The sequence below is a fragment of the Streptomyces sp. NPDC023838 genome (assembly GCF_040639555.1).
Classification (GTDB): Bacteria; Actinomycetota; Actinomycetes; order Streptomycetales; family Streptomycetaceae; genus Streptomyces.
Map to the genome: position 1 here is coordinate 247,676 of NZ_JBFAAD010000005.1, position 18,799 is coordinate 266,474.

The 18,799-nt window shown below is 70.9% G+C and carries 19 protein-coding genes and 1 pseudogene; 12 read left to right on the forward strand and 8 right to left on the reverse strand.

Features of this window, described 5'->3' with window-relative positions:
* Positions 1-45: 45 nt before the first annotated feature.
* The 4 genes from AB0G17_RS08970 to AB0G17_RS08985 all read right to left on the reverse strand — a co-directional run bounded on the left by AB0G17_RS08970 (position 46) and on the right by AB0G17_RS08985 (position 2,431).
* Positions 46-621 carry a TerD family protein gene (locus tag AB0G17_RS08970; protein ID WP_361377813.1) on the reverse strand — a complete coding sequence of 192 codons (576 nt, stop codon included), beginning with the start codon at positions 619-621 and terminating at the stop codon, positions 46-48.
* Positions 622-712: 91 nt separating this feature from the next.
* Entirely contained in the window at positions 713-1,288 is a 576-nt protein-coding gene (locus tag AB0G17_RS08975; RefSeq protein WP_361377815.1) for a TerD family protein, read from the reverse strand.
* A gap of 122 nt (positions 1,289-1,410) precedes the next feature.
* Positions 1,411-1,869 (reverse strand): peroxiredoxin, encoded by a 459-nt coding sequence (locus AB0G17_RS08980; RefSeq protein ID WP_067158615.1) that lies wholly within the window; start codon positions 1,867-1,869, stop codon positions 1,411-1,413.
* A gap of 139 nt (positions 1,870-2,008) precedes the next feature.
* Entirely contained in the window at positions 2,009-2,431 is a 423-nt protein-coding gene (locus AB0G17_RS08985; protein WP_361377818.1) for a DUF3052 domain-containing protein, read from the reverse strand.
* A gap of 391 nt (positions 2,432-2,822) precedes the next feature.
* Here AB0G17_RS08985 and aceE point away from each other — a divergent pair, with 391 nt between their 5' ends.
* Together aceE and AB0G17_RS08995 are read left to right on the forward strand one after the other, a co-directional pair.
* Positions 2,823-5,570: a pyruvate dehydrogenase (acetyl-transferring), homodimeric type gene (gene aceE / locus AB0G17_RS08990; protein WP_361377821.1), complete on the forward strand. Its 2,748-nt coding sequence runs from the start codon at positions 2,823-2,825 to the stop codon at positions 5,568-5,570.
* Positions 5,571-5,663: 93 nt separating this feature from the next.
* Positions 5,664-6,434, forward strand: coding sequence for a potassium channel family protein (locus tag AB0G17_RS08995; protein ID WP_361377824.1), 771 nt, complete (start codon positions 5,664-5,666; stop codon positions 6,432-6,434).
* A 13-nt stretch (positions 6,435-6,447) separates the two neighbouring features.
* Here AB0G17_RS08995 and AB0G17_RS09000 read toward each other — a convergent pair whose 3' ends face one another.
* On the reverse strand, positions 6,448-6,894 hold the full coding sequence (locus tag AB0G17_RS09000; protein WP_361377827.1) for a peptidase inhibitor family I36 protein: 447 nt from the start codon (positions 6,892-6,894) through the stop codon (positions 6,448-6,450).
* Positions 6,895-7,071: 177 nt separating this feature from the next.
* On the opposite strand from AB0G17_RS09000, the pseudogene AB0G17_RS09005 reads away from it, so the two are divergent.
* The 3 genes and pseudogenes from AB0G17_RS09005 to AB0G17_RS09015 all read left to right on the forward strand — a co-directional run.
* A pseudogene (locus AB0G17_RS09005) lies at positions 7,072-7,186 on the forward strand (TetR family transcriptional regulator); the annotation flags it as partial.
* A gap of 245 nt (positions 7,187-7,431) precedes the next feature.
* Positions 7,432-8,643: an alpha/beta hydrolase gene (locus AB0G17_RS09010; RefSeq protein WP_361377830.1), complete on the forward strand. Its 1,212-nt coding sequence runs from the start codon at positions 7,432-7,434 to the stop codon at positions 8,641-8,643.
* A gap of 96 nt (positions 8,644-8,739) precedes the next feature.
* On the forward strand, positions 8,740-9,603 hold the full coding sequence (locus tag AB0G17_RS09015; protein ID WP_361377833.1) for a DUF4429 domain-containing protein: 864 nt from the start codon (positions 8,740-8,742) through the stop codon (positions 9,601-9,603).
* Between the two features lie 87 nt (positions 9,604-9,690).
* Here AB0G17_RS09015 and AB0G17_RS09020 read toward each other — a convergent pair whose 3' ends face one another.
* Entirely contained in the window at positions 9,691-10,152 is a 462-nt protein-coding gene (locus tag AB0G17_RS09020; protein ID WP_361377836.1) for a MerR family transcriptional regulator, read from the reverse strand.
* 74 nt (positions 10,153-10,226) lie between these two features.
* Here AB0G17_RS09020 and AB0G17_RS09025 point away from each other — a divergent pair, with 74 nt between their 5' ends.
* Positions 10,227-11,039 carry a serine hydrolase domain-containing protein gene (locus AB0G17_RS09025; RefSeq protein WP_361377839.1) on the forward strand — a complete coding sequence of 271 codons (813 nt, stop codon included), beginning with the start codon at positions 10,227-10,229 and terminating at the stop codon, positions 11,037-11,039.
* Positions 11,040-11,270: 231 nt separating this feature from the next.
* Here the strand turns inward: AB0G17_RS09025 and AB0G17_RS09030 are convergent, their stop codons facing one another.
* On the reverse strand, positions 11,271-11,930 hold the full coding sequence (locus tag AB0G17_RS09030) for a pirin family protein (RefSeq protein ID WP_361377842.1): 660 nt from the start codon (positions 11,928-11,930) through the stop codon (positions 11,271-11,273).
* Positions 11,931-12,007: 77 nt separating this feature from the next.
* Between AB0G17_RS09030 and AB0G17_RS09035 the strand changes: the two genes are divergently transcribed.
* From AB0G17_RS09035 to fabF, 5 genes are all read left to right on the forward strand, one after another.
* On the forward strand, positions 12,008-13,204 hold the full coding sequence (locus tag AB0G17_RS09035) for a helix-turn-helix domain-containing protein (protein ID WP_361377845.1): 1,197 nt from the start codon (positions 12,008-12,010) through the stop codon (positions 13,202-13,204).
* A gap of 89 nt (positions 13,205-13,293) precedes the next feature.
* A complete protein-coding gene (locus tag AB0G17_RS09040; RefSeq protein WP_361378079.1) occupies positions 13,294-14,235 on the forward strand; it encodes an ACP S-malonyltransferase in 942 nt (313 codons plus the stop codon).
* A 14-nt stretch (positions 14,236-14,249) separates the two neighbouring features.
* Positions 14,250-15,248 (forward strand): ketoacyl-ACP synthase III, encoded by a 999-nt coding sequence (locus AB0G17_RS09045; protein WP_361377848.1) that lies wholly within the window; start codon positions 14,250-14,252, stop codon positions 15,246-15,248.
* 56 nt (positions 15,249-15,304) lie between these two features.
* Complete coding sequence (locus tag AB0G17_RS09050; protein ID WP_356825481.1) at positions 15,305-15,553, forward strand: acyl carrier protein; 249 nt, start codon at positions 15,305-15,307, stop codon at positions 15,551-15,553.
* 93 nt (positions 15,554-15,646) lie between these two features.
* Positions 15,647-16,909 carry a beta-ketoacyl-ACP synthase II gene (gene fabF / locus AB0G17_RS09055; protein ID WP_361377852.1) on the forward strand — a complete coding sequence of 421 codons (1,263 nt, stop codon included), beginning with the start codon at positions 15,647-15,649 and terminating at the stop codon, positions 16,907-16,909.
* Between the two features lie 98 nt (positions 16,910-17,007).
* On the opposite strand, the gene AB0G17_RS09060 is transcribed toward fabF, so the two are convergent.
* Positions 17,008-17,502, reverse strand: coding sequence for a DUF3145 domain-containing protein (locus tag AB0G17_RS09060; protein WP_101388175.1), 495 nt, complete (start codon positions 17,500-17,502; stop codon positions 17,008-17,010).
* Positions 17,503-17,817: 315 nt separating this feature from the next.
* Here AB0G17_RS09060 and AB0G17_RS09065 point away from each other — a divergent pair, with 315 nt between their 5' ends.
* Complete coding sequence (locus AB0G17_RS09065) at positions 17,818-18,756, forward strand: SGNH/GDSL hydrolase family protein (protein ID WP_361377855.1); 939 nt, start codon at positions 17,818-17,820, stop codon at positions 18,754-18,756.
* Positions 18,757-18,799: the final 43 nt, after the last annotated feature.

The window sequence follows — 18,799 nt, forward strand, 5'->3', positions numbered from 1 at the left end:
TGGGGGAGAGTCTCCCCCCGCGCCGCGCCCAACTTGGACGTGGCTTTACGAAACGTTGACCCCGAAGTCTAGAGCGATCCCCCGCAGTCCGGACGCGTACCCCTGACCGACCGCTCGGAACTTCCATTCGCCGCCGTAGCGGTAGAGCTCGCCGAAGATCATCGCGGTCTCCGTGGAGGCGTCCTCGCTCAGGTCGTAGCGCGCGAGCTCCTGGCCGTCGGCCTGGTTGACCACCCGGATGAAGGCGTTGCTGACCTGGCCGAACGTCTGGCCGCGGTTGTCCGCCTCATGGATCGAGACAGGGAAGACGATCTTGTCGCAGTGGGCCGGCACCTTGGCCAGGTCAACGATGATCGACTCGTCGTCACCCTCGCCCTCACCGGTCAGGTTGTCACCGGTGTGCTCGACCGAGCCGTCCGGGCTCGTGAGGTTGTTGTAGAACACGAACCACTCGTCGCCCAGGACGCGGCCCGACTGGCACAGCAGCGCGCTGGCGTCGAGGTCGAAGTCGGCTCCGGTGGTGGAACGCGCGTCCCAGCCGAGGCCGACCAGCACCTGGGTGAGGTTCGGTGCGGCCTTGGAGAGGGAGACATTGCCCCCCTTGGCGAGCGTGACGCCCATGATCGTGAGTCCTCCCCTGAATGGCGAACGAAGGGTTGAGCGCGTCCGGCGCCGCACGGGTGTGCGGCGCCGGACGAGGGAGAGCGACGGCTCAGACGTTGACGCCGAAGTCCTGCGCGATGCCGCGCAGGCCCGACGCGTACCCCTGGCCGATGGCGCGGAACTTCCACTCCGCGCCGTTGCGGTACAGCTCGCCGAAGACCATGGCGGTCTCCGTCGAGGCGTCCTCGCTCAGGTCGTACCGGGCGAGCTCGCTGTTGTCGGCCTGGTTCACCACGCGGATGTACGCGTTGCGGACCTGCCCGAAGGACTGCTGGCGGCTCTCGGCCTCGTAGATCGAGACCGGGAACACGATCTTGTGAACGTCGGCCGGGACACCGGCCAGGTTCACCTTGATGACCTCGTCGTCGCCCTCGCCCTCACCGGTGAGGTTGTCACCGGTGTGCTCGACGGAGCCGTCGGGGCTCTTGAGGTTGTTGAAGAAGACGAAGTTCGAGTCGTTGGCGACCTTGCCCTGGTCGTTGGTCAGCAGTGCGCTGGCGTCCAGGTCGAAGTCACCCCCGGTGGTGGTACGAGCGTCCCAGCCCAGACCGACGATGACCGCGGTCAGGTTGGGGGCGGCCTTGGTCAGCGAGACGTTGCCGCCCTTGCTGAGGCTGACTCCCACGAGTCCTCCCAATAAGTGTGAGGGGCCGGCTTGGTCAGCGTCCCCGTCGTGCGTTGGCATCGGATCAACGTCTGGATCCTAGTGACCGGTTCCCGCCTCAAACAGGCGATTCGACCGATGGATCACAGGGTGTCGAGCGCCTTGACGTAGTCATTGAGGTCCCGGGCGTCCGGCAGGCCGTTCTCGACGGTCCAGCGGACCACGCCGTCCTTGTCGATGACGAAGGTGCCGCGCACCGCGCAGCCCTTCTCCTCGTCGAAGACCCCGTACGCGCGCGAGACCTCGCCGTGCGGCCAGAAGTCCGAGAGCAGCGGGTACTCCAGGCCCTCCTGCTCGGCGAAGACGCGCAGGGTGTGGATCGAGTCGTTGGAGACGGCGAGCAGCTGGGTGTCGCGGTCGGTGAACTGCGGCAGGTTGTCGCGCAACGCGCACAGCTCGCCCGTGCAGACGCCGGTGAAGGCGAACGGGTAGAAGAGGAGCACCACGTTCTTCTCGCCGCGGAAGTCGGAGAGCTTCACGGTCCGGCCGTGGTTGTCCTTGAGCTCGAAGTCCGGGGCCTTGGTGCCGACCTCGATCGCCATGGAAACGCCATCCCTTCTGTGGGCCCGGGCAGATCTGTGGGCCCGGGCGAAAGGCCGCCGCGGGCCGTTCTGGTGGGGCCCACCCTACGCAAAGGCCCCCGCCGGCGTACGCCGGCGGGGGCCTTGAGAAGCGGGGGGATCAGCGCTTGGGTGCGACGAGACGGCTGCCCGTCCAGTCCTTTCCGACGCTGATGCTCTTGGTCTGCGAGAGACCGGCGGTCTGCGCGGCGTCGCTCATGTCGCTGGGCTCGATGTATCCGTCCCGGCCGGTCTTGGGAGCCAGCAGCCAGATGACGCCGCCGTCCTCCAGGAGGCCGATGGCATCGACCAGGGCGTCCGTGAGGTCGCCGTCCTCGTCGCGGAACCACAGCAGCACGGCGTCGGCGACGTCGTCGTAGTCCTCATCCACGAGATCCTGGCCAATGATGGACTCGATGCCTTCGCGGAGATCCTGGTCGACGTCGTCGTCGTAACCGATCTCCTGGACCACCTGTCCGGGCTCGAACCCCAGCCTTGCAGCCGGGTTGGTCCGCTCCTCCGCGTGGTCCGCGGTCGCGCTCACGGCTTGCCTCCTGATCTTGATTAGGTAAGTAATGCGGCCCCACGCACGCGCGAGGCTTGGGCGTAGTCCACACGGGCGGGACGAATCGCGCAAGTACCAGGCCCCCGAACCCGCCCTTTGGGGTGCACTGTGCCCCCAGTCAGGGGCGAACCCGGGCCCGGTGGTGATTCATCCCACACCCTTGCAGATAGTTTGCACGCTTCTGCTCCGTGCGTACGCCAATCGGGGTGACGCGCCCTTTGGGAACACGCGCGCGGCTTGGGCGTAAGGTTGCGATTTGGGCGGCCGCAGACCTCGTTACCGCTCGGTAGAGATGACGTTTGGGTCCTCGCGGTCCACGATGGGATGCGGCGCACCAACGCCGCACGCCCCCCGACAGCGAAGGAACAGCGTGGCTTCCGGATCCGATCGCAACCCGATCATCATTGGCGGCCTTCCCAGCCAGGTCCCGGACTTCGATCCGGAGGAGACCGAGGAGTGGCTCGCCTCCCTGGACGCGGCGGTAGACGAGCGGGGCCGTGAGCGCGCCCGCTATCTGATGCTCCGCCTCATCGAGCGGGCCCGCGAGAAGCGCGTCGCCGTGCCCGAGATGCGCAGCACGGACTACGTCAACACCATCGCCACCAAGGACGAGCCGTTCTTCCCCGGCAACGAGGAGATCGAGCGCAAGGTCCTCAACGCGACCCGCTGGAACGCCGCGGTGATGGTCTCGCGCGCGCAGCGCCCGGGCATCGGGGTCGGCGGCCACATCGCCACCTTCGCCTCCTCCGCCTCCCTCTACGACGTGGGCTTCAACCACTTCTTCCGGGGCAAGGACGACGGCAAGGGCGGCGACCAGATCTTCTTCCAGGGGCACGCCTCCCCCGGCATCTACGCCCGCGCCTACCTCCTCGACCGGCTCAGCGAGCAGCAGCTCGACGCCTTCCGCCAGGAGAAGTCCAAGGCGCCGTACGGGCTGTCCTCGTACCCGCACCCGCGGCTGATGCCGGACTTCTGGGAGTTCCCGACCGTCTCGATGGGCCTCGGCCCGCTCGGCGCGATCTACCAGGCCCGGATGAACCGCTACATGGAGGCGCGCGGCATCGCCGACACCTCCGACTCGCACGTGTGGGCGTACCTCGGCGACGGCGAGATGGACGAGCCGGAGTCGCTGGGCCAGCTCTCCATCGCCGCGCGCGAGAACCTCGACAACCTGACCTTCGTCGTCAACTGCAATCTCCAGCGCCTGGACGGGCCGGTGCGCGGCAACGGCAAGGTCATCCAGGAGCTGGAGTCGCAGTTCCGCGGCGCCGGGTGGAACGTCATCAAGCTGGTCTGGGACCGCTCCTGGGACCCGCTGCTCGCCCAGGACCGCGACGGCATCCTGGTCAACAAGCTGAACACCACGCCGGACGGCCAGTTCCAGACGTACGCCACGGAGACCGGCGGCTACATCCGCGACCACTTCTTCGGCGACGACCACCGGCTGCGCGCCATGGTCGAGAACATGACCGACCAGCAGATCCAGCACCTGGGCCGCGGCGGTCACGACCACAAGAAGGTGTACGCGGCGTACGCGGCGGCCAAGGCGCACAAGGGCCAGCCGACCGTCATCCTCGCGCAGACCGTCAAGGGCTGGACGCTCGGCCCGAACTTCGAGGGCCGCAACGCGACCCACCAGATGAAGAAGCTGACGGTCGAGGACCTCAAGCGCTTCCGCGACCGGCTGCACATCCCGATCACGGACGCCCAGCTGGAGGCCGGCGCCCCGCCGTACTACCACCCGGGCCGCAACTCCGAAGAGATCCAGTACATGCACGACCGCCGCAAGGGACTGGGCGGTTACGTCCCGACCCGGGTGGTGCGCGCGAAGCCGCTGCCGCTGCCGGAGGACAAGACGTACGCGGCCGCGAAGAAGGGCTCGGGAGCGCAGTCGATCGCCACCACCATGGCGTTCGTCCGCATCCTGAAGGACCTCATGCGGGACAAGGAGATCGGCAAGCGGTTCGTGCTGATCGCGCCGGACGAGTACCGCACGTTCGGCATGGACGCCTTCTTCCCGAGCGCGAAGATCTACAACCCGCTCGGCCAGCAGTACGAGGCGGTCGACCGCGATCTGCTGCTCGCCTACAAGGAGTCCCCGACCGGTCAGATGCTGCACGACGGCATCTCCGAGGCGGGCTGCACGGCCTCGCTGATCGCCGCGGGCTCGGCGTACGCGACGCACGGCGAGCCGCTGATCCCGGTCTACGTCTTCTACTCGATGTTCGGTTTCCAGCGCACCGGCGACCAGTTCTGGCAGATGGCCGACCAGCTCTCGCGCGGTTTCGTCCTGGGCGCGACCGCCGGCCGCACGACGCTGACCGGCGAGGGCCTCCAGCACGCCGACGGCCACTCGCACCTGCTCGCCTCGACCAACCCGGGCTGTGTCGCCTACGACCCGGCGTTCGGGTACGAGATCGCGCACATCGTCCAGGACGGTCTGCGCCGGATGTACGGCCAGACCGCCGACGGCAAGCCCGGCGAGGACGTCTTCTACTACCTGACCGTCTACAACGAGCCGATCCAGCACCCGGCCGAGCCGGCGGACGTCGACGTCGAGGGCATCCTCAAGGGCATCCACCGCTACGCCCGGGGCACCGCGGGCACCATCCCGGCGCAGATCATGGCGTCCGGCGTGGCCGTCCCGTGGGCCGTCGAGGCGCAGCGGATCCTCGCCGAGGAGTGGAACGTACGGGCCGACGTCTGGTCCGCCACCTCCTGGAACGAGCTGCGGCGCGACGCCGTCGAGGCGGAGGAGCACAATCTGCTCCACCCGGAGGAGGAGCAGCGCGTCCCGTACGTGACGCGCAAGCTCGCCGACGCCGAGGGCCCGTTCGTCGCGGTCTCGGACTGGATGCGCTCGGTGCCGGACCAGATCTCGCGCTGGGTGCCCGGCCGGTACACCTCGCTGGGCGCCGACGGGTTCGGCTTCGCCGACACCCGGGGCGCGGCGCGGCGCTACTTCCACATCGACGCCCAGTCGATCGTCCTCGCGGTGCTCACCGAGCTCGCGCGGGACGGCAAGGTGGACCGCTCGGTGCTCAAGCAAGCCGTCGACCGGTACCAGCTGCTCGACGTCACGGCGGCGGACCCGGGTCCGGCCGGAGGCGACGCGTAGCCGTAGCCGCATACGAGAGGGCGGTGGGGCCGGTCGCGGTCCCGCCGCCCTTCGGCGTTCGTATGACCGCTTCACCGCTTTTACGATGCGCACATGAAGCAACTTCCCGCGCAGACGCGGTGGGAGCGGTGGACCCAGTGGCCGCTGCTCGCACTGGCCGTCGCCTTCGCCCTCGCGTACGCCGTGCCCGTCGTCCACCCCGGCGCGGGGACCTGGCTGCAGGACGCGTGCGTCGGCGTGGAGTGGGTGGTGTGGGGCGCGTTCGCCTGTGACTACCTGGTGCGGCTCGCGCTGTCCGGCCGGCGGCTGCTGTTCGTCCGCACGCACTGGCTGGACCTGCTCGCGGTGGTGCTGCCGCTGATCCAGCCGCTGCGGCTGCTCCGGGTCGTCTCCACGCTCGCCCTGGTGGGACGACGGGCGCGGATGGCCCCACAGATACAGCTGACCGTCTATGTCGGCGGGGCCGTGGTCGGGCTGCTGATGTTCGGCTCGCTGGCCGTGCTGGAGGTGGAGCGGGGCGCACCGGCCGGGAACATCAAGACGCTGGGCGACGCGGTGTGGTGGTCGTTCACCACGATGACCACCGTCGGCTACGGCGATCACGCCCCGACCACCGGGCTCGGACGGCTCATCGCGGTCGGCCTGATGCTGTCCGGCATCGCCCTGCTCGGTGTGGTGACGGCGAACATCGCGGCCTGGTTCATCTCCCGCTTCGAGCGCGACGACGAGGAGGAGCGGCGCCAGACCGCGCTCCTGGAGGCGCTCACCCAGGAGGTGCGGTCGCTGCGCGGGCAGGTGACGGCGCTGGCGGGCGGGGCGGAGTGCGCCTGCGGGCAGGGCACCCGAGGCGCGCCCCTGTCGTGACCCCCGCATGCCCTCAGCTCCCCCAGACCTTGAACGCCCGTACCCGGTAAGGGCTTTGGGGCACCCAGGACCCGCCGCCCGGATAGGTGTCGAACTCGGCGGTCTCCGCGCACTCCTCGGACTGGTACGCCGTCACCGGGCGGCCCGTCCGGTTGGCGAGGGACCCGGCGTCCGTGCCGGCCGGTAACGCCGTACAGCTCTCGATCTCGATGCTCCTCAGGTCGTACACCTGCCGGGTGCCCTTGAACTCCGGCTGCTTCCACAGGCACAGCTCGCCGGGCGCGCAGGAGCCGAGGCGCGGCGGGGCGGCCGCGCGGGCCGGGGCGGGCAGCAGGAAGGCGGTGGCGGCGAGGACGGCCGCGGCCGTCACGACCGTGGTCCGCGTCGTCGTCGCTGCCGTTGCCGCTGCCTTTGCCGTTGTCGCTGCCCTTGTCGCTGTCGCTGTCGTTGTCGTACGCATCGCGGGTCAACCCCCGTGTCGTCGGGCGATCTTCTTGTCCCGTTGAACGTGGCCCCGCCGCCACCAGTTTCCGTATCGCGCCGCTTCACCCGGATAGGTGAACAGCGGCTCGGACCACGACTTGGAGGGGCTCATATGCGGAGGGGTCATATGCGGCCGCGACCCGCCGCACGGACGATCACCGACCGTGAGGAGCTGGACGCGGAGTGCGATCCGCGCCCGCGTGTCGCGGTGGCCGCCCCCGGCGGTGTGACGAGAGTCGCGGGGCAGGGTGGAGGGGCGCGGCGAGGACACCGGCGTGGGACGCCCCGCGGCGGCCGGCCGAGGATCACCCCGGCCTTCCGGCCCAGCTCCGGCGGGTGATTGGCGGATGTGATCACCCGGGGGGCACCCGTGATCATCAGGGGCGCGCGCCGCACGGAGCGTGCGCCCGCGCGCGCGGGCGGTGACACCTCCCCACCCTCCACGACCTGCTCAAACGTGATCTGAGTCACTGTCACCCCAGTGGACCTTCCGGGCCTCCTACTCTGTACCGCAGTGACTTCCTTCGACTCCTCCCCCACACTCAACGTCTGGCGCGCGCTGCTCGCGCTCGCCGTCGTGTTCGTGATGCTCGCGACCTCGGGATGGACCGCGGTCCGCGGCCACCAGGGGTCGACCGAGCCGCGTGCCGTCGCCCTCGCCGCCTGGGCGCGGGGCACCCTCGACAACGAGAAGCTCCCGGCCCCGGACGCCTCACCGCGCCGGCTCGCCCACTTCTTCGCCTCGCTGACGGCCGGCGAGCGCACCGATCTGGTCCGGCGCTACCCGCTGGTCGTCGGCAACCTCAACGGCGCGCCGATCCCGCTGCGCTACGAGGCGAACCGGCTGGCCCTCGTCGAGGCGCGGGACACCGAGCGGGCCCGGATGCACGACAGCCGGCTCACCCCCGACGGCCGCCAGGGCGCGGGCCGCCAGATGCACCGGTACGAGTCGCTGCTCAGCGGCGACCGGCAGATCCTCGCCTTCGACCCGTCGGACAGCGGCCGCGTCGCCGAGGTCTTCGGCGACCTCGAACACGCCGAGCGCATCTCGATGATCGTCCCGGGCGTCGACACCAACGTCATGACGTTCGAGAAGACCACGCGCAAGTACTCCGCCCCGGTGGGCATGGCGCAGTCGCTGTACGCGGCGGAGCGCGCGGCGGGTCCCCGCACCCGCACCGCGGTCATCGCCTGGGCCGACTACACCACCCCGGCCGGGCTCGGCATCGACTCCGCGATCGGCCGGCTGGCCGAGGAGGGCGGGGTCCGGCTCAACAAGCTGGTCCGCGCGCTGCCCGGGAACGCGCCGGTCTCCCTGTTCTGCCACAGCTACGGCTCGGTGCTGTGCGGCGTCGCCGCGCACCGGCTGCCGCCGCGGGTGGTCGACATAGCGGTCGCGGGCAGCCCCGGCATGCGCACCCAGAGCGCCTCCCACCTGGGCACTTCGGCCCGGGTCTGGGCGATGCGGGACCGCGACGACTGGATCGAAGACGTGCCGCACCTGGACGTCGCGGGCCTGGGCCACGGCGCGGACCCGGTGTCCGCCGGGTTCGGCGCGCGGGTGCTCTCGGCGGCCGGCGCCGTGGGCCACGCGGGCTATTTCGAGCCGGGCACACAGAGTCTCGCCAACTTCGCCGCGATAGGCGTCGGTTCGTACGAGTCCGTCAGCTGTCTCAAAGGCAATACGGCCTGCCAGCGCGGTATTTCCGGCGCGGACGCGGCCTGACGCGCGTAGAAGTCGGCGCCGCCGCATACATACGTATGACATTGCGGCCGGCGCCGAGGGGGGACGCGCGGGCGTGCGCCGCCTACGATGAGGCGCATGGGTGATGTGCTGGCCGGAATTCATGCCACCTGGGAGTTCGAGCCCGACTCCGTACTCATCCGCTTCGAACGGGGGATCCGCACGCCGAAGCTGTTCACGGCGCTGCGCGAACGGCGCATCCCCCACGAAGCGTTGGAGTCGGTGACGCTGACCCCGGGCAAGCGCGGCACGGTGGTGCTGCACGCGGTGCCGAGACCCGGCGCCGACCCGCTGATGGAGGCCGCGGCGGGACAGCTCAAGGACGGGTGCGACCCGTACCGCCTGGTGCTGCCCGCGGAGCGCGAGACGCTCGCCGAGTACTACGCGGACGAGCTGCGCGCGCTGCTGGGCCCGGACGCGGCGGAGCCGTCGGAGCGGTATGTGGTGGCGGCGCCGGAGCCGCCGCAGAGCTTCAAGGCGTACGACGGGAAGGCCTCCTTCGACGGCCGCCAGGTGTCGTTCCGCTGGTTCTGGACGGGTGCCTCCTCGGCGAAGTGGAAGGCGGGCGACCAGACGTTCCCGCTGGCGTCGCTGTGCGGGGTCGAGTGGCGCTCGCCGGAGGTCTTCGACGGCTATCTGCGCCTGGTGCGGCGGGACGTCGACGCGGCCGCCGCGCCGCAGCCCGACCAGGACCCGGCCGCGGTCGTCTTCGGCCTCGGGTACGGGCCGGTCCACGAGTCGCTGCCGTTCGCGGCCGCGGTCCTCCAGGCGATCCGGGGCGCGGCCGGCGCGCCGGTCCCGGTGGCCCACGCGTCCCCCGGGCGGCGCGACCCGGCGGACATCGCCGAAAGGATCCGGCACCTGGGTGAACTCCACCGGGCGGGACTGGTGACGGACGCGGAATTCAGCGCGAAGAAGGCGGAGCTGCTGGCGGAGCTGTGAGCGGTGGAGCCGCTGGTGGAGCCGTGAGCGCCGGAGCCGTGAGCGCCGGAGCCGTGAGTGGCCGGGGTCTGTGGCCCCGGCCTCCGTTCAGGCCCTCTCCGCCGCTCGCCTCGAGTCCGCGTAAAAGTTGATCTTGTGGTCGAGGACGGCGAGGGTGTCCTGGAGCTCCGCCATGCGCGTCAGGACGTCGCGCCGGGTCTGCTCCAGGAGCTCCTGACGCGCGTCGAAGGTGTGCTCGCCCTCGCGGACCAGCTCGGCGTACCGGACCATGTCCGCGACCGGCATCCCGGTCAGCCGCAGCTTGGTGACGAAGGCCAGCCAGTCGAGGTCCTTGTTGGTGAACCGCCGCTGCCCGGTGTGCGAGCGGTCCACGTGCGGCATCAGACCGATCCGCTCGTACCAGCGCAGGGTGTGCGCGGTGAGCCCGCTCAGCGCGGAGACCTCGCTGATCGTGTAGCGGTCCTGGCCCTGGGGACGCGGGTGCGGCGGGCGCGCCTTGCACAGGTTCACGGCCGCGGGCTTCACAGGAATGCTCTCGATCACCGTCATGCCCCCACGCTAGAACGTTGGAGTGCACTCCAGGCAAGCGAAATTGGCGGCGGGGACCGTTTAGGCTCGTACGCATGAAGAGCCTGGCGCTGATCGAGAACTGGCCCGTGCCGCACGCGGCGGCCGCCGTCGTCCGTGCGGACGGCACCGTCGCCGGGGCGCACGGCCCGACCGGGCAGCGGTTCCCGCTCGCCTCCGTCACCAAGCCGCTCGCCGCGTACGCCGCGCTCGTCGCGTACGAGGAGGGCGCCGTCGAACTGGACGAGCCCGCCGGGCCCGAGGGCTCGACCGTGCGCCATCTGCTCGCGCACACCTCGGGGCTCGCGTTCGACGAGCACCGGGTGATGGGGGCGCCCGGGGAGCGGCGGCTCTACTCCAACGCCGGGTTCGAGGTTCTCGGCGACCACATCGCCAAGCGGACCGGGATCCCGTTCGCCGACTATCTGCGCGAGGGCGTCCTCGAACCGCTGGGGATGACGTCGACGTCGCTGGAGGGCTCGCCGGCCAAGGACGGCGTCTCGACCGTCGACGACCTGGCGCGGTTCGCGGCGGAGGTGCAGGCGCCGCAGCTGCTGCATCCGATGACGGTCGCGGAGGCGATGACGGTGCAGTATCCGGGTACGAAGGGGGTGCTGCCGGGGTATGGGCACCAGAACCCCAACGACTGGGGGCTGGGGTTCGAGATCCGGTCCGCCAAGTCCCCGCACTGGACGGGGAGTTCGTCCTCGCCGCGGACCTTCGGGCACTTCGGGCAGTCGGGCACGTTTCTGTGGGTCGACCCGGAGGCGTCGGTGGCGTGTGTCGCCCTGACGGATCGGGCGTTCGGGGCGTGGGCGGTGGAGGCGTGGCCTGGGTTTACGGATGCGGTGCTGGCGGAGCTGGGGTAGTTCCCCCCACCCCGCCCCTTCCCGAAAGCCCTCAGCCGGGCGGCTTGGTTCGTCGTCCGCGAGCCGGTGGGGGTTGCTCGCGCAGTTCCCCGCGCCCCTAGCCACTTAGGGGCGCGGGGAACTGCGCGAGCAACCCAGCACGTTCCGCAGACGACTCCCAGACCCCAAAGGGGCGCGGGGAACTGCGCGACCAGCCACCCACCCACCCACAGACAAACCCCGGGCCCCCACCTACGTCTCGTTCAGCTCCCAGAACAGCAGCTCCGCCCCCGTGCGCGCGATCACGTCGAGGGCCGGTTCGCCGGTGAGCCGGGCCGAGTCCCCCGGGCCCAGCCGCTCCGCCCCCAGGGCCACCTCGCCCCGGACCACGTGCACGTATGCCCCCGGCGCGTCCGGGACCGCCGTGCGCTCGCCGGGCGTGAGGCGGCGCACGTGGAGCATCGCGCCCGCCGCCAGGACCGCGTAGGGGGTCGAGTCGGCTATGCCGCGGACGATCTCGTACGACGGGGTGCCGCCGGGGTGCTGGGGGGCCAGCCACATCTGGACGAAGACCAGGGGGGCGGGGCCCTCGTTGCGTTCCTCGTGGCGCACCCCGCCGGCCGAACTGAGGTGCTGCACGTCCCCCGCCCGTACGACCGTGGCGTGGCCCGTCGAGTCGCGGTGGGTGAGCTCGCCCTCCACCACCCAGGTGACGATCTCGGTGTGGCTGTGCGGGTGCTCGTCGAAGCCCGCGCCGGGGGCGAGCCGCTCCTCGTTGCAGGCCAGGACGGGGCCGAAACGCAGATTGTCCGGATCGTAGAAGCCGCCGAAGGAGAACGCGTGCAGGGACGCGATACCGGCCGCGGCGTCGCCGCCCCGGTAGCGCTCATGGGCTCGCCTGACGGAAATCACGGGTCCACGGTAGGGCCTGGAACGCTCCCCGAACCCCGGCAGGGCACTCACCCGTCCCGATAAGGCAGTCTTGTCCCGTGCCCGAACCCGAATCGCCGCAGCCGCCGAACGCCGCCCATCCGCACGCCGCGACCCTCAAGCGCCTTGAGCAGTCCTCCGGCCGGCTCGCCGCGAACGCCATCGCCCGCATGGACGAGACGCTACCGTGGTACCGGGCGATGCCGCCGGAGAACCGGTCCTGGATCGGTCTGGTCGCCCAGGCCGGCATCGCGGCCTTCACCGAGTGGTTCCGGCACCCGGAGACCCCGCAGGCCATCTCCACCGACGTCTTCGGGACCGCGCCTCGCGAGCTGACCCGGGCCATCACCCTGCGCCAGACCGTCGAGATGGTGCGCACCACCATCGAGGTCATGGAGACCGCGATCGAGGAGGTCGCGGCGCCCGGCGACGAGTCGATCCTGCGCGAGGCCCTGCTCGTCTACGCCCGCGAGATCGCCTTCGCCACCGCCCAGGTGTATGCCCAGGCCGCCGAGGCACGCGGTGCCTGGGACGCCCGGCTCGAATCGCTGGTCGTCAACGCCGTGCTCTCCGGGGAAGCCGACGAGGGGGCCGTCTCCCGGGCCGCCGCCCTCGGGTGGAACTCGCCGGAGCATGTGTGCGTGGTGCTCGGTACCGCCCCCGACGGCGACAGCGAACTGACCGTGGAGGCCATCCGCCGGGCCGCCCGGCACGCCAAGCTCCAGGTCCTCACGGGCGTGCTCGGCGACCGCCTGGTCGTCATCGCGGGCGGCAGCGACAACCCGCTCCACGTCGCCAAGGCCCTGATCGGCCCGTACGCGGCCGGTCCCGTGGTGGCCGGCCCCGTCGTCCCCGACCTGCTGGCCGCCACCCGCTCCGCCCAGGCCGCCGCCGCCGGGCTCAAGGCGTGCACGGCCTGGCAGGACGCCCCGCGGCCCGTCCTCGCGGACGATCTCCTGCCGGAGCGGGCGATCGCCTCCGATCCGGCCGCGCGCGACCAGCTGGTGGAGGAGATCTACAGACCGCTGGAGGAGGCGGGCTCGGCGCTCCTGGAGACCCTGAGCGTCTATCTGGAGCAGGCGAGCAGCCTGGAGGGCGCGGCCCGGATGCTCTTTGTGCACCCCAACACCGTGCGCTACCGGCTGCGACGTGTGACGGACGTCACCGGCTGGTCCCCCTCCGATGTACGTTCCGCCTTCACGCTCAGGATCGCCCTGATCCTGGGGCGTCTGGCCGACGGAGATCCGCAGTCCTAGACTTTTGTCGGACACCCACAATTCCCCCGACGGTTCTTCGTCCCTGTCCCCACGGGCGAGCAGGGCCGTCCACAAGAGAGAGTGTGAGAGTGCTCGTACTCGTCGCTCCCGGCCAAGGCGCTCAGACGCCCGGCTTCCTGACTCCCTGGCTCGACCTCCCCGGCGCCGCCGACCGGCTCGCCGCGTGGTCGGACGCCATCGGGCTCGACCTCGTCCACTACGGCACGCAGGCGGACGCCGACGCGATCCGCGACACCTCCGTGGCCCAGCCCCTGCTGGTCGCCGCGGGTCTGCTCTCCGCCGCGGCACTGGGTGACATCACCCCCGGCGCGGTGGCCGGCCACAGCGTGGGCGAGATCACCGCCACCGCGTACGCGGGCGTGCTCTCCGACGAGGCCGCGCTCCGCTTCGTACGCACCCGGGGCCTGGGCATGGCCCGGGCGGCGGCCATCACCGAGACCGGTATGTCCGCGCTGCTCGGCGGTGAGCCCGAGATCGTCTTCCCGCACCTGGAGAAGCTCGGCATCACCCCGGCCAACGTGAACGGCGCCGGCCAGGTCGTGGCCGCGGGCACCCTGGAGCAGCTGGCCGCCCTGGAGGCGGACAAGCCCGAGGGTGTGCGCCGGGTCGTCCCGCTGAAGGTGGCCGGCGCGTTCCACACGCACCACATGGCCCCGGCGGTCGAGGAGCTGCGCCAGGCCGCGGCCTCGCTCGACGTCTCCGACCCGAGGATTCCTTACGTCTCGAACGCCGACGGCGCCACGGTCGCCTCCGGCGCCGAGGTCGTCGCCCGTCTGGTGAACCAGGTTTCGAACCCGGTCCGCTGGGACCTCTGCATGGAGAGGTTCCAGGAACTGGGCGCCACCGCGCTGATCGAGGTGTGCCCCGGCGGCACCCTGACCGGCCTGGCCAAGCGTGCGCTGCCCGGCGTGAAGACCGTCGCCCTGAAGTCCCCGGACGACCTCGAAGCGGCCCGCGCGCTCATCGCCGAGACCGGGACATCTGCCGCTGCCGCGGCGGGTGCCGAATAAGGAGCCGTAGCAGCATGTCGAAGATCAAGCCCAGCAAGGGCGCGCCGTTCGCCCGGATCATGGGCGTCGGCGGCTACCGCCCGACCCGGGTGGTCCCCAACGAGGTCATCCTGGAGACGATCGACTCGTCCGACGAGTGGATCCGCTCCCGCTCCGGCATCGCCACCCGGCACTGGGCCTCCGACGAGGAGACCGTGACGGCGATGTCGGTGGAGGCCGCCGGCAAGGCCATCGCGGACGCCGGTCTCACCCCCGAGCAGATCGGCGGTGTGATCGTCTCCACCGTCTCGCACTTCAAGCAGACCCCGGCCGTCGCCACCGAGATCGCGGACAAGATCGGCGCGGTCAAGCCGGCCGCGTTCGACATCTCCGCGGGCTGCGCGGGCTTCGGCTACGGCCTGACCCTCGCCAAGGGCATGATCGTCGAGGGTTCGGCGGAGTACGTGCTGGTCATCGGCGTGGAGCGGCTCAGCGACCTGACCGACCTGGAGGACCGCGCGACGGCCTTCCTGTTCGGCGACGGCGCGGGCGCGGTCGTGGTCGGCCCCGCGGACGAGCCGGGCATCGGCCGTACGGTCTGGGGCTCCGAGGGCGACAAGTCCGAGACCATCAAGCAGACCGTGCCGTGGACGGAGTACGACAGCTCCTCCGGCAAGTTCCCTGCGATCACGCAGGAGGGCCAGGCGGTGTTCCGCTGGGCCGTGTTCGAGATGGCGAAGGTCGCCCAGCAGGCGCTGGACGCGGCCGGAATCAGCGCGGACGACCTGGACGTCTTCATTCCGCACCAGGCCAACATGCGGATCATCGACTCGATGGTGAAGACTCTCAAACTGCCGGAGCACGTCACGGTCGCCCGTGACGTCGAAACCACCGGCAACACCTCGGCCGCCTCGATCCCGCTCGCGATGGAGCGGCTCCTGGCGACCGGACAGGCGAAGAGCGGTGACACCGCGCTCGTCATCGGCTTCGGGGCGGGTCTCGTCTACGCCGCGACGGTCGTTACCCTCCCCTAGGCACACCGGATCTTCCGGATGCCCACAAACCCGTAAAAACACCGAAGGAGCGCCACATGGCCGCCACCCAGGAAGAGATCCTCGAGGGTCTCGCCGAGATCGTCAACGAGATCGCCGGTATTCCCGTCGAGGACGTCCAGCTGGACAAGTCCTTCACCGACGACCTGGACGTCGACTCGCTGTCCATGGTCGAGGTCGTCGTCGCCGCCGAAGAGCGCTTCGAGGTCAAGATCCCGGACGACGACGTCAAGAACCTCAAGACCGTCGGCGACGCCGCGGACTACATCCTGAAGCACCAGGCCTGAGTCCCCGACTCAGTCCCGGACTCAGTTCCGCGTGACTGCCGCCACCCGGCGGTGGCGCCGCTGATCCCCCCTTACACCGTGGAGAAATTTCCTGTGAGCTCGACCAATCGCACCGTGGTCGTCACCGGTATCGGCGCAACCACACCGCTGGGTGGCGACTCCGCCTCGACCTGGGAAGGTCTGCTGGCGGGCCGTTCCGGCGTCCGGCCCCTGGAGGGCGAGCGCTTCGCCGACCTCCCGGTCCGCATCGCCGCCACCGCCGCCGTCGACCCGGGCGAGGTACTGCCCCGCCCGCTCGCCCGCAAGCTGGACCGCTCGGCGCAGTTCGCGCTGATCGCGGCCAAGGAGGCCTGGGCCGACGCGGGCTACACCGCCCCCGCCGGTGACGACCAGCCGATCGCCCCCGAGCGCCTCGGTACGGTCATCGCCTCCGGCATCGGTGGTGTGACCACCCTGCTCGACCAGTACGACGTGCTCAAGGAGAAGGGCGTACGCCGCGTCTCCCCGCACACCGTCCCGATGCTGATGCCGAACTCCCCCTCGGCCAACGTCGGCCTCGAGGTGAACGCCCGCGCGGGCGTCCACACCCCCGTCTCCGCCTGCGCGTCGGGCGCCGAGGCGATCGGCTACGCCGTGGAGATGATCCGCACCGGCCGCGCCGACGTCGTGGTCGCCGGCGGCACCGAGGCGGCCATCCACCCGCTGCCCGTGGCGGCGTTCGCCAACATGATGGCGATGTCCAAGAACAACGACCACCCCGAGCAGGCCTCGCGCCCGTACGACAAGGCCCGTGACGGCTTCGTCCTCGGCGAGGGCGCCGGTGTCGTCGTCCTGGAGTCGGCCGAGCACGCCGCCGCGCGCGGCGCCCGGGTCTACTGCGAGGTGCTCGGCCAGGGCCTGTCGGCCGACAGCCACCACATCGCGCAGCCCGAGCCGACCGGCCGGGGTGTCGCGGCGGCCCTGCAGAACCTGCTGGACTCCACGGACCTCAAGCCGTCCGAGGTCGTCCACCTCAACGCGCACGCGACGTCCACCCCGCAGGGCGACGTCGCCGAGATCAAGGCGCTGCGCAAGGTCCTCGGCGACGACATGGACCACATCGCGGTCTCCGCGACCAAGTCCATGACCGGGCATCTGCTCGGCGGCGCCGGCGGCATCGAGACCGTCGCGACGGTCCTGGCGCTGCACCACCGGATCGCGCCCCCGACCATCAACGTCGACGAGCTCGACGACGAGGTCGAGGCCGACATCGTCCGCGGCGAGCCGCGCGAGCTCCCGGCCGGGTCGATCGCCGCGATCAACAACTCGTTCGGCTTCGGCGGCCACAACGTCGTGCTGGCGTTCCGCTCCGTCTGAGACGCGCATACGTAACCGGAAGGGCCCCCACCGAGCGGTGGGGGCCCTTTCCGTTACGCATCTTTCCGTTACGCGTCGGACCGCGGTACGTGTCCGTGTCATACGACTTGGTGCAGCCACCTCACGGGCGCGCCCTCGCCCGCGTACCGGAACGGCTCCAGTTCGTCGTCCCAGGGCTTGCCGAGGAGGCGGGCGATCTCGGCCTCCAGGTCGGTCTCGCCGCGCACCGAGCGGGCGAGCGCGGCCCGCAGCCGGTCCTCGGGGATCAGGATGTCGCCGTGGATGCCGGTGACCGCGTGGAAGATCCCCAGGTCGGGCGTGGCGCTGTAGCGCTCGCCCTCGGCCTTGGCGCACGGCTCCGCCGTGACCTCGAACCGCAGCATCTGCCATCCGCGCAGGGCGGACGCGAGTTTGGACGCGGTGCCGGGTTCGCCCTGCCAGGAGAACTCGGCTCTCCAGGTGCCGGGCGAGGCGGGCTGGCGGATCCAGTCGAGCTGGACGCGCACACCGAGCACCCCCGCCACCGCCCACTCGACGTGCGGGCACAGCGCGCGGGGGGCGGAGTGGATGTACAGAACTCCACGTGTCGTCACCGGGACCTCCAGTGCGGTTCGAGGTTCGCCTTCCCCAGCGGCCTCGCGCCCCTACCGGTCCCGGTCAGGACAGCACCTGACATTCTGCCCCGGGGTTCAACAGTAAACAGCATCGGGAGTTAATCTCCTGAATGGGGACAGTATGTGACGTGATGTAATTTACCGGAGCCGTCTGGCGTGGTTCCTCTGGCTGGACGGGCCAAAGCTACCGCGCGGAGCAGACAGAAAGGTGTCGTACGGTCGGTCCTGGGCCCGGGAAACACGAAGCTTTCACCCGCCAGGACGCCAGGGGCACCCGAGGGAGGGGACCAGGGGATGGACCACGGGACGGACCAGGGGACGCCGCCGACACGCCGTGGCCGCCCCGCGCGCCGCCGCACCGCGGCCGCCGCCGCCCTCTCGGCGGTGGCGCTCGCCGTCACGGCGGGGTGCACCGGCTCGGGAGCGCCCGCGGAGCACCGCGCCGGGTCCGCCGCGAAGCCGTCACCGACGCCCGCCCCGCACTGGAACCCGCGCCCGGCGTCGATCGCCGCCGTGGGCGACTCCATCACCCGGGGCTTCGACGCCTGCATGGTCCTCTCCGACTGCCCCGAGGCCTCCTGGGCGACCGGCAGCGACGCGGGCGTCCGGTCGCTGGCGACCCGGCTGCTCGGCGCCGGCTCCGCGGCCGCCCGCAGCTGGAACTACGCGAAGACCGGGGCCCGGATGTCCGACATACCCTCCCAGCTGACCCGGGCGGCGGCCCACCGCCCCGAGCTGGTCACGGTGATGGTCGGCGGCAACGACGCCTGCCGGGACTCGGTCGACGGCATGACGTCGACAGCCGACTTCCGGACGGGCTTCGAGACGTCCCTGCGCCAGCTGCGCACCACCCTGCCCAAGACGCAGGTGTACGTGTCGAGCGTGCCGGACCTCAAGCGCCTGTGGTCCGAGGGGCGGGGGAACGCGCTCGGCAAGCAGATCTGGAAGCTGGGCATCTGCCGCTCCATGCTGAGCGACGCGGACGACCTGGGGGCGGCGGCGGCCGAGCGGCGCGACGCGGTGTACGAGCGGGTGGTGGCGTACAACAAGGCGCTGAAGGACGTGTGCGCGAAGGACCGTTACTGCCGTTACGACGGCGGCGCGGTCTTCGACTACCGCTTCACCGATGAGCAGCTCAGCCACTGGGACTGGTTCCACCCCAGCAAGGACGGCCAGGGGCGGCTGGCGGAGATCGCGTACCGCAATGTGACGGCGGCGCGGCCGCCGGCGTGACGGCCGGCGTGACGGCCGGCGTGACGGCCGGCGTGACGGCCGA